Raw genomic sequence first — 13696 nt, 5'->3', positions numbered from 1 at the left:
CTCGAGTTGCGGCTTGAAAGATGATGGGTATTACCCTGTAGCGATTAGCGAACTTTATGGAGCGTATCATGGCTAAAATCGGCATTTTTTTCGGCACCGACACCGGTAAAACCCGCAAGATCGCCAAGCTGATTCACCAGCATTTCGACGGCGAGGCGGCGGAACCGGTTAATATCAACCGGGCGACAATTGATGACTTGCTGGCCTATGAAATACTTATTCTGGGGACGCCCACCTTGGGCGAAGGGCAACTGCCCGGTCTGGAGGCGGAGTGCCAGAGCGAGTCCTGGGCGGAGTTCGCCGATACCCTGGCGCAGGCGGATTTAAGCGGCAAAACCGTGGCGCTGTTCGGTCTGGGGGATCAGGAGGCGTATCCGGATAATTTCGTCAGTGCCATGGGCGAGCTGTACGATATCGTGGCGGATGCCGGCGCGACGGTTATCGGTGAATGGCCCCGTGACGGCTATGTTTTTACCGCCTCCGCCGCGCTGGAGGATGATGTGTTTGTCGGGCTGGCGTTGGATCAGGACAATCAGTCGGATCTGAGCGCCGGGCGGGTGGAAAGCTGGGTTAAGCAGCTTAAAAGCGCTATAAATTAGGGCGTTGCCCGGGCCGGCGGGCCTGGGCTGCTGTGGGTGATCTCCCTTTAACAGGTTCGTTGCACGCTTGGTGATCGCGTGCCTACCGCGCTGTGGCGCACATTCCCGTAAATTCATGACATAATTCCATTAGCGTTTATTTTTCGCTTTCATTTTCGTTAATGATATATTGTCATTGAACAACGACATAAATATAAACGTTATTTAAATTATCCCGGCCTGATGATTAATAGCTTAACCCGTTATCGAAACATCTATAAATAATACATTTAATCTACCTATTCCCGTCTTAAAAAGTAATTTTATTGTATTTGCCGATTCGGTTGTGTAACATCGATTTTGTTAATTTAATTTAAAATCGAGGTGCGGGTTGATTCCGACACAAGGATGTGTCCAGTGGCTGGTGCGGCCTATTGGATTTCAGGCACTCATCAGACGTTGTCCGAGATGTGCCCTAAAACGTCATTTTTTCCCCGGTGGTACGTTTCGCGTGAATGCGCAAAAGAAAATCCTGGATATATGGAGTATTTATAAATGCGAAATATGTGAATATACATGGAATATTGATATTGTTTCCAGGGTAAATATTAGCAAAATAGATCAAGCATTATATGAACGTTTCCTGTCTAACGATCAAGAGGAGATATGCCGCCGGGCATTTGATTACAACGCCTTGCTGCGTGCAAACAATGTCCTGGGACCGCCACCGGATTTTGATGTGGACGGCGATGATCTCACCGCTTTTGCCGGCACGCCGCAGCTCAGCGTCGATATAAAGCTCCAGTACCCTATCCCGGTACGTTTGGTGACTATTTTAGCGAAAAAGCTCAATCTTTCCCGCAGCCACATCGTTAACCTGATGGAGGCCGGCATGATAACGGGCGTCTCCGGGCGGGACCTTAACCGCAAAGCCAGGCCCGTTCAGATGATTGCCCTGGATGTGGGTGGGGTGATGGCCGCCGGGGGACCCCGCTGTTTGCCGGAACCGGGAGGTAGCCGTGATGCTCCATGACCCCCCCGATCCCGCGAAGCTTAATCTCATCTGCTTGCCGTATGCCGGCGCAAGCGCGGATTTTTATCGACGATGGCAAACCGCTTTACCCGGCGTCAAGCTGCATCCGGTGCGGCTGCCGGGACGAGGCAGAGACATAGGCCTCCCGCCGATTGACGATATGGAGAGATTAACCGACCTTATCCTGTCTCAGCTGAGCGGTCTGTTTCATACCCGCTTTGCTCTGCTCGGCACCAGTATGGGCGGTTGGATTGCCTTTCGGCTGGCCCAGAAACTGTGCCTCGCCTCCGGACGGCATCCGGCATCATTATTTGTCTGTTCAGCGGCCTGTCCGGCGGACCGCGCCCTTATCCCGCGCCTCGCGGGCTTGAGCGATGCGCAAACCCTGGCGGTCATGGCTACGTTTAACCCAGCGTCACGGAATATATTACAACACCCGGAACTGGCGTCGCTGTTTTTGCCGATCCTCCGGGCAGATTTCGAATTATGCCTGAACTGGATGCCGGACGAGTCATACAAACTGCCTATTCCTATTTATGGTTTTCGCGGTCAACGGGATAATATCGCCCTGGAAGCCTCTATGCAGCAATGGCAAACGTTGACGACCGGCATTTTTCGTCTGGCCACCGTGCCGGGAGACCATTTTTTTATTGAAAATCCCGACCCCGGTTTTTTCAACCATCTCCTTGAGCTTATTTCATTTGGCAAGGGTGATACGCACCCTCGCCGTGAGTAAAAAACACATTCGCGCAAATACATTTTTTAAACGCTAAGGTCTCATTCGCTATTGAATTAAATTTTTTCATCACCTAAGGAGCGAATAAAACATGGAGCAGTCAACAACGAGATCCCTGTTGAATCTACGCTTGAGTAATCCTGTGATCGTGGGCTCAGGCCTGCTGACGGATCGTGTAAAGCTTATTCGGCAGTTTGCCGACATCGGCGCCGGGGCGGTTGTCACCAAAACCCTTTACCCTTCTCACATCGATAGTCAAGATGAGAATATTTATCCTCTGGAGTCCGGCATGCTGAATAATACCACCTATTCAAAACGCCCTATTCAGCAATGGCTGCTCATGCTGAAGTTATTTGCCGAGGAACAATTACCCATTATCGTTTCAGTACATGCCAATACCCCGGAGGTGCTGGCGGCGATGGCCGGACAAATCGCCACGGTTACCGATGCCCCGTTGGAACTGGGTATCTCCTGTCCCCATGATCTTACCGCCGGCGAAGACACCCCCGATCGAGTTTACCGATATACAGATGCTGTCCGCCGCCACACCGATGCGCCCTTTTCGGTAAAACTTGCGCTCGGGGATGAGTTGGTGAATCGGGTAGAGGCCGCCGTGTCCGGCGGCGCACAGGCCCTTACCCTGAGCGATACCATTTCTGGCCTGGCCTTTGATCCCGTCACCGAGCTGCCGGCCTTGGGCGGTCCCTGCGGTTATTCCGGAGCCGGCATCAAACCGTTGGTCTTGGCGGCGATATACCATCTGCGAAAAAAGGGGATCACATTACCTATTATCGGCTCCGGCGGCGTACAAAGCGGCCGCGATGTGCGGGACTATCTGCTCGCGGGCGCCGATGCCGTCCAGGTTTATACCGCGTTGCATTATAAATGCGGCAAGACGCTGAAACGCATCATTGATGAATATCAGGGGATCGCCGGCATCATGCCGGCGGCCCCTGGTCAAAAGAAGGAAATTTGATATGGAATCCTTGGCGGCAAAAGCGTTGGCGGAACTGACCAGCGCAGAAATCGAACGGGCGGTGGCGGGTAAGACCCTGATCTGGCCTATCGGCGGAATTGAACAACACGGTCCTCATTTGCCCTTAAATGTCGATAGCCTCATTCCCAAGGCGTTATCCCACCGCCTGGCAGCGATAATTGATGGGTTTTATCTGCCGGTACAGCCCCTCTCCGTGCGTTCATTGCCGCAAAGCGGCGGCGGTCTGATCTTTCCCGGCACGATATATATCGACGGCGGCACGTTTACCCGTTACCTGCAACGCACCCTAGCCAGCCTGTGCCGTCTGCCGTTCAAGCAGTTGGTGATTATCAACGGGCATTACGAAAACGAAGCGTTTATTTTCGAGGCGATAGACGAACTCAGCGGGAACGGCGCCTTTGGCGAAAGAGCGGTAACCGCATTCAGTTGGTGGAGTTTGGTGCCCGATGCCTGGATAGCGGCCAACCTGCCTGACTTCCCCGGCTGGCACGCCGAACATGCCGGTATCACCGAAACCAGTTTGATGCTGCATTTGCATCCCGACCTGGTCAGGTCGGAACGACCGGATCACCCGTCGCCTCCCATGGCGGGAATTTATCGGCTGCCGCTTGATGGCGACTCGGCGTCCACACGGGGCGTATTGTCGCGGACCTCCGGTTCATCGGCGACGTTGGGCAAGCAGCTTTTTGATCTGGTGACGGAGCAAATGATTGCCCTGGTTGAACGCCGTCAAAACGATAAATAACGCGCTTAGGGCCATGGCGACAATTTCTGTCCCTTAAGCCATTGCTCCTATGGAAGCCTTTTCGCCTTCCGCTCAATGGCTTTCGGCATCATAGGGGCTTTGCGCCACAAGCGGGCGGCGGGTCGACCGGACGCGGGCACTGAGCCAGAACAGCACGGCAGTCATCAGCAAGACGGCCATCGCCGTGGCCATGACGGCTGAAAATGACTGGTCGAAGGCGGATCTGGCCAGCAATGTGACTGCCGCCGCCGTTTCCGGCGGCAGGCTTTCGGCCACCATCAGCGCCTGATCCAGGCTGTCCCGAATATCCGCCCCATGGGACGGCCCCACCGTATCGCTGTAGACCGCCGACATGATACTGCCCATTACCGTGATCCCCAATGCCGCGCCCAGCTCATAGGATGTTTCTTCCAGCGAGGCCGCCATGCCGGCGCGATGGGGCGGCGCGTTCAGCATAATGAAATTCGACACGCTGGTGGTGGTAGCCCCCACCGCCGCACCCAGCAGCAGCAGGCATAACAGCTGGCTTGCCATGGGTGCGTCGTAGCAGAAAAGAAAACCGGCCGCCCCGAGGCTATATAACAACAGCGCCGCCACCAGCAAACGCAATGGCCGCTTCATTCGAGTCAACAACCATCCGGCCAGCAGGCTGCCGACAATCGCCGCTGATGAAAGCGGCAGGAAGAAGAGCCCCGTTTGCAGCGGGGTCAATCCCATCACCAGCTGCAGCCGTTGACTAAGGGCCAGATCGATACCCATCAAACAGGCGGATGAAATCATCGCCGCTATGATGGCCGCAGTGAAGAGCGGTGTGCTGAAAATGGCGAAATCGATAAGGGGATGCCGGCTGCGCCGCTGCCGGAGAATGAAAATGGCCAGCAAACCGATGCCCGTCGCCAGCGCCGCCAGGAGATATCCGTAGGAAGGCACGGGTTTGGCAAATTCTTTAATGGCGTAAGCCAGTGAAACCAATGCCGTCGTCACCTGCAATGATCCCGGCAGATCCCATGGCCGGCTCCGATCCGCCGAGTCGGCGGGAACACCCCAGCATGTCAGGAGCAGCGCCAGCACCACGATAGGAATATTGATCAGGAAGACCGATCCCCACCAGAAATACTCCAGCAGCGCCCCGCCCACCAGCGGACCCGCCGCCGCCCCGCCGGAGGCCACCGCGGACCAGATGCCTATGGCCATCGCCCGTTCCTTCTCATCGGGAAAGGTCAGTCTGATAATGGCCAGGGTGGCGGGCATCATCATGGCCGCCCCCACCCCCAGCAGCGCCCTGGCGGCAATAAGCCGCTGAGGCGAGCCGGAATAGGCCGCCAGGAAAGAAGCCAGGCCAAATACCGTCAGTCCCAGCAAAAAGAGCTTTTTGTGGCCGAGTCGGTCCCCCAGCGTGCCGGCGCCCAGCAGCAGACCGGAGACTATCAGCGGGTAGATATTCACTATCCAGAGTTTGGCGGACGCGGAGGCGGCAAGGTCGCGGGTCAGCTGCGGCAGCGCGATATAAAGAACCGTCATGTCTACCGTAACAAGCACCAAGGCGACTGAAACAACCGACAATACCAGCCACCGTTTGGAAGATTGCATTAAATTCACCCAAAGTAATAGATACAGTTATTGCGTTCGCAAGATTATTGCCGGCGCATTTGACATCGCTTTATTCCGGCTCAATGAAAAAAGAAGAGAATAATATGCATCAATCCTGCAAAGCAATATCTATTAAATAAATCAGACGGCAAATAAGTCATATACTAAATGCCTTTATATGCCATGCAATATATACCTCCCTAATTAGTCTTAGAATATCTGGACTGAGAACTCCATAACAATCAACGGCCGGTCATTTGCGGCAACAGTCGGTGTTCCGCCAGCTCATCCAGACTGTCGCTAAAAGCCTTAACGACCCGATCCAGATGGATTTGCTCATGGGCGACGGAGAGAAACCAGCAGCGCCACTCCCAAATATAAACGCCTCGTAATAAAAGATTATAATAAAGCAGGTCGAAGTTCTCACGATGGATTAATCGAAAGAAAGAACTGAATGAACACGCCGTTATAGGCACTCGGCGTTCATGGAATAATTGATTCAACCTTGCCACCAGTCCGTCGGTTTTTTTCGCCAGCGCCTGAGATAATGCAACGCCCTGACCCTTGATCTCGGTTAAGGTGGCTTGCGCGGCCGCCATGGAGAGGGGATGCTGAAAATAGGTGCCGCCGAAGAAGGTCGCTTCCGTCGCCGGGTAGCTGTGGTCGCCAAACGACCAGCCGCCGCCGTCAATGGCATCAAGGGTATTACCCCGGCCGGCAATGACGCCGAGCGGCATTCCCCCGCCGATGGTTTTGCCGTAGGTGACGATATCTGCCTTTATGCCGTAGAGTCCTTGAATGCCGGCGGGATGAACCCGGAATCCCGTCACGATTTCATCGAAAATCAGCATGATTCCGTGATTGGCCGTTAACGTTCGCAACTGGCGCAAATAGTCAGGCAATGCCAGCCTGGGATCGCGGGTCGGCACCGGTTCCACCATCACCGCGGCGATGCGGTGGCGATGTTTTTCAATAAATTCAAGCGCGGCTTCGCTGCCAAACGCCAATACCGACACATCGGCCACCATATTTTGGGGTATTCCCACCGAGAGAGCGCGCGCGCCGTAGGCGCCCGGAAAATCACCCGGGGTCGCCAGCACGGCATCCCAATGGCCGTGATAACTGGTGGCGAAGATCACCACATGATCCCGTCGGGTATAGGCCCTGGCGGCGCGTACGGCGTTCATTACGGCTTCGGTGCCGCTGTTGACAAACGCTACCCGATCCATACCGGTGAGTTCGGTAATCAGTCCGGCGACGGTAAGCGCCGCTTCGCTGCGGGTACCCAATCCGAAGCTGTGCGCTAGGCGTTCTTGCAGGGCGCCGATGATAAAGTCCGGCTGATGGCCGAACAGGTGCGAGCCAAAGCCCATGGTCATGTCGACGTAGCCATTACCGTCGATATCCCCTACCTCCGCGCCGCTGAAGGTGTCGCATACCAGGGGATAAAGCAGCTCTTTGACCGAGGGTTTGAATCCAATACCTGAACGGCTGTCGGCAATGATCCGGCGAACATCGGCGGCGTGCTGTTTGGAACGGGACGTTTTTCCGGCATAGCGCGGAATAAAACGCGCCAGATAATCATGCCGGGCCGTGGTCTCGTCCGGCAACGCGCCGCGCGACAGCCAGCGAAAAGGGACGGGAACGGCGACGGGAGTCGGCGCCGATGAAAGCTTGCGCGACGCATCAGCCCTCTCCCCGGCCGGCAAAATTCCCTCATCTGCAGAATGTTTCGTTACGTCAGGCGATAAAGCGGCATGATGAATGGAGCGCGCGCCGGATTCAGGGGCTGGCTCCGCATCTGTGCCGGCATTTATCCCCACGGGCTCTTCGGGGGTGTCGCACCCAGATTCGGCGCCGAAACGTGAAAGATACTCCGCCACCTTGCCGATGGTGGGGATATCGGCAAAGAATTGCCGGACCGTCAGCCTTACGCCGTAACGTCGCCGCAATGCGTCGGCAACGTCAAACAGCAGCAGGGAATCCGCGCCCATTTCCACCAGCGGCGTAGCGATATTCATTTCATTTTCGGCCAGGCCGAACGCGGCGGCGAATAGTGTGACCAGTTCCCGTTCAATTGAAATTGCGCTTGCCATAGAGGCTCCTTATGTTTAGCGGGTAGAGACTTATGCAGCCGGCTCGTCCATGTCGTTACCGAGGCGGCTGCGAACAAACGGATAGGTGGGAAGGGGCAGCCTGCGACGCCGTTCAAGGGCGTAAAAACGCGACCAGTCCGCCTCCCCTCCCTGCTGCCAGGCGGTGGCCATCGCCAGACGCTGTTCATCAATGAGGCCATCGCATGCGACAGCCACCCCGCGCTCCTGCGTGAGTCCGTAAAGCATCCCCGGAACATCCCGGGCGAGGACAATGCGCCGCACCGGGAGAGGGTATCTTCCCCGCTGGAGGGTATAGGCCACATCGTCCGCAAAGGTCCCGGGATGGGCGAGAAGGTAGGCACTCAGGTTTTCGGTTATCTGCCGTAATGTCTCGGGACTGCGGGCGCTGAGGGGGATGAGATGTACGGATTCATGGCCGGTGTTGTCCGCCGCATAGGGCGGGGGCTGGGCCACCACCACATGGGCGTTGGTGCCGCCGATGCCGAAGGAGCTGACGCCGGCAAGACGGGGCGAACCGGCGGTATTCCACTGCCGCGCGGCATGAGGCAGGTAAAAAGGCGTGTGCGGAGCGGTCAACGCATTCATTGGTCGGGAGCAATACAGCGTCGGCGGGATAATACCCTGTTGAACCGCCAGAATGGTCTTGATCAATCCGGTTATGCCGGAGGCGCAATCAGCGTGTCCGAGGTTGGTTTTAAGGGAACCGAGCGCGCAGGCGCGGGGTTGCGCGAGAGCGAAAACCCGAAGCAGCGAGCTGAGCTCGATAGCATCGCCAATGGAGGTGCCGGTGCCATGGGCTTCAATCATGCCGACCCGGTCCGGGGCTATCCCCGCGCGATCCCACGCACGCTGGATGACCGCTGCTTGCCCGTCCACCGCCGGCGCGCTGTACCCGGCCCGCCGTGCGCCGTCATTATTCACCGCCGAGCCTTTAATCACCGCCAGTATCGGCTCGCCGGCGGCTTGGGCGTCCTCCAGCCGGCGCATCAGCACGGCGGCCACGCTATCGGAGAACAGCGTGCCGTCGGCGGTTTGATCGAAAGCGCGCACCCGACCGGTGGCGGATAAAATGCCGCCGCGATGACAGAAATACCCCTGGTGGGCGGGAAAACGGACACAGGCGCCGCCGGCAATGGCGAGATCGCTTTCTCCCGCCAGCAGACTTTGACAGGCCAAATGAACCGACACCAGCGACCCGGAACAGAACGTCGCCACGCTCACCGCCGGACCGGTGCAGTTTAACTTGTAGGCAGTGCGCGAAGCCAATGCATCCGGGCTATTTCCTCCTAACGCCAGCATGGCATCGGTGGCATCGGCGGCGGCGGGCAGATAGGGTTCCCAACCGCTTTTACGGGTGCCGGCAAACACCGAGGCGATACCCGCGTCGCTGCCACGGCCATAACCGCCGGATTCCAGCGCCTCATGACACACTTCAAGAAAAATCCGCTGCTGCGGATCCATCCGCACCGCTTCCCTGGGGGTGATATGAAAAAATCCATAATCAAACGCATCGGTATCGTCAAGGAACGCGCCGCGCGGCACATAACACGCCCCGGCGACAGGGGAAAAAGGGACGCCGCCGGGCAACCGGTGGGCCGGATAATCGCGAATAAGCTCCCGGCCATCCAATAATGACCGCCAAAACGTCTGGGGGGACGGCGCGCCGGGGAAACGGCCGGCGACGGCGGTGATGGCGATATCGCGCTGGGCGTAAGCGTGATCGTTGCCCCTTGTCATGCCCCTGCTCCTCTGCCGCTTTCGCTCGACCCGATGCCCCGTGGCGGCGCCGATAAAGTCCGGGCCACTTTCTGCGCGAGAGTCTCCACCGCGGCGGACTCAAACAGATCGGCCATGGTCAGCATGATGTTGAAATGGGCGTTAATCCGGCGCACCAGCTCGGCGCCCACCAGTGAGTCGCCGCCCAAATCAAAAAAGTTCGCGCGCTTATCCACCTCGCAGTGCAGCAGGTTGCGCCAAATCACCATCAGGGCTTCGCTAACGTCAGCCGTGTCAATGGAAGACGATCCGGTAGCGTCCGCCAATGCGGCGGGGGCCGCGCTGACGACAGCCTCCGAACCGATGGGATAAGGACCGCTGTCGTCCGCGGGGATATGCCGTCGCGCCGGCGCGGAGATAACGTTATTGAAAATCCCGTCCGGCGATCCGATGGACACCGCCAATCGGCCCTGATGCAGATTATTCAGGGCGATGCCGAAGGCGGCGGAAGCTTCGCGGTCGGTTAACGGACGGGCGCGGTTCGCGCTGTATTTGAAGCTGCCGCCGCTATCCCATCCCTGCCAACCGGCCCAATCAATGCACAGGTAGGGGTGACGGCGTCCGTGACGCAGGGCGAAAGATGCGCAGGCTTCGTTGGCCGCCGCATAGGCCGACAGTCCCAATCCGCCGACGTAGGCCGCCAGCGATGAAGTAAAACAGCCGAATCTGAGCGATCGGCGGCCCAATAGGGCATGGAGCACCGACGCACCGATAAAGCCCGGTCCCATGAGCCTTTGCCATTGCTCGCGGGTGGACTTTTGCACCCAATGCAGCGTCCCCGGGCCGGAAACGCCGGCGGCATGGATAAAGCAGGTGATCTCGCCGATCCGCCGTTCCGCTCGTTCGACGGCCTCCGTGACCTGCCCGAGATCGGCAATATCAGCATGCACGACCTCCACCGCCACCGCCACGGCCCGCAGCGCCTGAAGCCGTTCCCTGCGCCGATCGTTCTGCGGTAAGGTGTGTAAAGGCGTACGGGTCAGGATAACCAGCTTGGCGTGAAGGTGAGTCGCCATAAACCGCGCCAGTTGATACCCCACCTGCCCCAGGCCGCCTGTCACCAGGCAGGTGGGATTTCCCCAGTCCGGCGGCGCGGCGGCGCTTTTGAGCGTCTCGAAATAACGTTCCCATCGCCAGCCGTTACGCAAGGCGACGAGGGAGGGGCGATGTGTGCCGGTTAACTCCGCCATGACGTCATGGGCGGCAAGGGGGTCTTGTTCGTCGACATCCACGCAGCGGCATGAAACAAAGGGGATTTCTTGCATCAGGGACTGGCATGCCGCCCAGGCGGCGGCACGTTGAGGGCAAAGGGTTCCGCTGCCCGGCCCATCGACAAAACCCGGTCCGATGACATCGATGAACAGCGGCGTCCGACGGTGTAATGAAAGGGCTTTGGCCAGTTCCAATAGGATGAAAACGACATCAAACGTCGCTACGGTCAACTCCGCCTTTCGCACGTCGCCAAACAGCAGCATCAGGTGATCGGGCATCAGATGGTCATTGCGCAGAGTGTCGGCGAGCCGGTCGGCGGCCAGGGGATCATGTGGGTCCAGGCAATATCCGCCGGCACCCGCAACCCTGGCGGAACCCAGGATCGCAGTGGTGATATGCCCGCTCCGCTTTTTCAGCGCGTTCTTAAGCGACGGGGCATAACGGCAGGCCGGTTCGGCTATCACCAGCCTTCGGCACGAGCCGGTCATACCGGTCTCCACGGCGCAACGCCCGGCGCGGCGCCATCTTTCAACATACAGTTGCGGCCGGTCATTTGCGTTCACGGGGAAACGCCCATCGGCAGCAGGCATCGCGGGCGATGTAAGACCGCTTTCTTCCACCGATTCCGGTTGATACCAGCATCTGCGACGCCGCAGCGGCTGGACCGGCAATGGTATACGCCCGGCATTGGGATAAGGGCAAAGGTACTGCCAATCAATATTTACTCCCCGGCACCACAGCGCGCCCGCACAGCGTAGCAAGGCCGGCATATCATCGGCCTTGGAACCGAGCACGGCCTCCACCCCCCGATCCCGGCAGGTCTGGCGGGCCAGGCGATCAAAACCTCCCCGGTGCGCCGGTATGAATACCCGATCGCCGGGATTGATTGACCGCGCCGAAAAATAACCGGCCACGGGGGGTATTCCGCTGTGGTTCGCGGGGGCCGACTGCGCCAGATAATCGCCGATTAAGGAGTACACCTTGGCCATTGGCGGTTCAGGTAGAGCTGTTTGGGCATCCGATCCCCGCCGCGGACCGGCAAGGGCGCGGACCACATCGGCGACGGAAAATATCCCCTCCGCCCTTACGTTAATCTCCTCCGGCGTCAAGATAAGCAACGGCGTGTTAATGACATACCGCCACATCAGCAGATAAGACAGGTAACCCACAGTTTGCGCCAGGCCCCATGCCTCCCCCTCGGTGTTGCACGTGCCCAACACGTCTTGCCGGGTAATAAGCGCCGGATGATGTTCATTTAGCCACGCCAGCAGGGCGGTTAATTCCCGGTTGAAAATCGGATGATTGGCCGCGGCGGCGTAAGACAGGCCGCCGCCGATGATAAGGATCAGATGCGGGGCCGCAATGTCCGTAGCGATATCAAAGGCGCCCTCGTTGAGCTGCGCTATCAATTCGTGCCGATCATGGGCATACACCATTGTTTTACAGGAGTCGGCCCGCCGTCCCTGTGACAGCGTAACGGCAATGTCGTCAAGCCTGGTATCCGGCTGTTCGCCAAGCTGCTTCGCCATGCCGGCGGCGAGCTCTTTGAGCCTGACGGGATCCCGCCCGCTGAGCGGAATGGCGTGCAGCCCGACGCTGCCGCGTTTTGCTACGGCGGACGGCCCTTCAGCGAGAACCATATGAACATTGGTGCCCCCGGCGCCGAAAGAGCTGACGCCGGCGCGCCGTGTCCCGCTCAGGGGCCATGGCACGGCCGTCCGGTTGATGATAAACGGACTCTCCTCCAGTGCGAGGGCGGGATTTGCCTGGCTGAAGGTGGGGTGCGGCGGGACAACGCCGTGTTTCAGCGCCAGGACCGCCCGGGCCAGTCCGGCTATGCCCGCCGCCGCCGCCAAATGCCCGACGTTCGCTTTAATCGAACCCAGCGCGCAGCGTTCCGTTCGATGCCCGATGGGGCGAAAAACTTCACGCAGCGCGGCAAACTCCACCGGATCGCCTAACGCCGTGCCGGTGCCATGGGCTTCTATCATGCCGATTTCATCCGGGGCAACTCCCGCCACTCCTTGGGCTTCAGCAATTAACCGGCATTGACCTTCAACCCCTGGAGCCGTGAAACCAAGCCTGCCATCGCCTTCATTGTTCATCGCCGAGCCCAGGATCACCGCCAGAATAGTGTCGCCGGCCGCCTTCGCGTCGCGTAAGGGGCGCAACGCCACCAGGCCGGCGCCATCGCCGAAAACGGTACCCGAAGCGGCATGGTCAAAGGGTCGGCACATGCCGTCCGGCGAGAACATCAGGTTAGGCTCGTACAGATAACCCGGCCGCAAGACGGCCTGAATCGAGACGCCGCCGGCTATGGCTATATCGCACTCACCGCCCAGCAGACTTTGCACCGCACAATGCATGCTGCTCAACGCCGTGGAACAGCCGGTTTGAACGGACACGCTGGGACCCGTGAGACCGAGTTTGTAGGAAATCCTGCCGCACAGATAATCTTTATCGTTGGTGAGCATTAATTCCGTACCCGCCAGAGACATCAAATCACAGCGAGACCTGATGACATTCGGCAGGTAAGTGTTCATGGACGCGCCGGCATAGACGCCAATGCGCGGACGCCGCAGCGGATTACCATAACCGGCGGTTTCCAACAGCTCCCAGGCGCACTCCAGCAAAATCCGCTGCTGGGGATCGAGCAACGCCGCCTCTCGCTGGCTGAAGGCAAAAAAATCCGCGTCGAACAGGTCGATGCCCGGTAGTGCGGCGTCGGCAAAAACGTAGCGGGGATCTTCAAATAACGGGCTGTCTATGCCCTGCGCGACACAGTGCTCCCGCTGAAAATGCCGGATAGCGACCCGTCCGTTGACAATATTTGACCAAAGCACGGGCAGGCTGTCCGCCCCGGGCAGCCGAAAGGTCATGCCGATGATGGCGATGGCGTGATCATCCATGAT

At 58.4% G+C, this 13696-nt stretch carries 9 protein-coding genes; 5 read left to right on the top strand and 4 right to left on the bottom strand.

The window, feature by feature from the left end:
- Positions 1-68: 68 nt before the first annotated feature.
- From ACL2XJ_RS21020 to ACL2XJ_RS21000, 5 genes are all read left to right on the top strand, one after another.
- Positions 69-599, top strand: a complete 531-nt coding sequence (locus tag ACL2XJ_RS21020) for a flavodoxin (protein ID WP_132921706.1) — start codon at positions 69-71, stop codon at positions 597-599.
- Positions 600-1002: 403 nt separating this feature from the next.
- Positions 1003-1611 (top strand): DUF1062 domain-containing protein, encoded by a 609-nt coding sequence (locus tag ACL2XJ_RS21015; RefSeq protein ID WP_413726932.1) that lies wholly within the window; start codon positions 1003-1005, stop codon positions 1609-1611.
- Positions 1601-2347 carry a thioesterase II family protein gene (locus ACL2XJ_RS21010; RefSeq protein ID WP_413726931.1) on the top strand — a complete coding sequence of 249 codons (747 nt, stop codon included), beginning with the start codon at positions 1601-1603 and terminating at the stop codon, positions 2345-2347. Before ACL2XJ_RS21015 ends, ACL2XJ_RS21010 begins: the two co-directional genes overlap by 11 nt.
- 91 nt (positions 2348-2438) lie before the next feature.
- Positions 2439-3323, top strand: coding sequence for a tRNA-dihydrouridine synthase (locus ACL2XJ_RS21005; RefSeq protein WP_132921708.1), 885 nt, complete (start codon positions 2439-2441; stop codon positions 3321-3323).
- Position 3324: 1 nt separating this feature from the next.
- Positions 3325-4089, top strand: coding sequence for a creatininase family protein (locus ACL2XJ_RS21000; RefSeq protein WP_132921709.1), 765 nt, complete (start codon positions 3325-3327; stop codon positions 4087-4089).
- A 72-nt stretch (positions 4090-4161) separates the two neighbouring features.
- On the opposite strand, the gene ACL2XJ_RS20995 is transcribed toward ACL2XJ_RS21000, so the two are convergent.
- The 4 genes from ACL2XJ_RS20995 to ACL2XJ_RS20980 form a co-directional block, all read right to left on the bottom strand.
- Positions 4162-5679: an MFS transporter gene (locus tag ACL2XJ_RS20995; RefSeq protein WP_413724386.1), complete on the bottom strand. Its 1518-nt coding sequence runs from the start codon at positions 5677-5679 to the stop codon at positions 4162-4164.
- Positions 5680-5921: 242 nt separating this feature from the next.
- On the bottom strand, positions 5922-7775 hold the full coding sequence (locus tag ACL2XJ_RS20990) for an aminotransferase class III-fold pyridoxal phosphate-dependent enzyme (RefSeq protein ID WP_413724385.1): 1854 nt from the start codon (positions 7773-7775) through the stop codon (positions 5922-5924).
- Between the two features lie 30 nt (positions 7776-7805).
- The gene (locus ACL2XJ_RS20985) at positions 7806-9533 is read right to left on the bottom strand and encodes a beta-ketoacyl synthase N-terminal-like domain-containing protein (RefSeq protein WP_413724384.1); all 1728 of its coding nucleotides are present in this window, start codon (positions 9531-9533) and stop codon (positions 7806-7808) included.
- Positions 9530-13693 (bottom strand): SDR family NAD(P)-dependent oxidoreductase, encoded by a 4164-nt coding sequence (locus ACL2XJ_RS20980; protein ID WP_413724383.1) that lies wholly within the window; start codon positions 13691-13693, stop codon positions 9530-9532. Before ACL2XJ_RS20980 ends, ACL2XJ_RS20985 begins: the two co-directional genes overlap by 4 nt.
- Positions 13694-13696 lie beyond the last annotated feature (3 nt).

This window comes from Sodalis sp. RH16, from assembly GCF_047324245.1.
In the GTDB taxonomy this organism is placed as follows: domain Bacteria; phylum Pseudomonadota; class Gammaproteobacteria; order Enterobacterales; family Enterobacteriaceae; genus Acerihabitans; species Acerihabitans ligni.
Note: the sequence above shows the minus strand (reverse complement) of the source record. Positions and strands in the feature narration are given on the sequence as shown.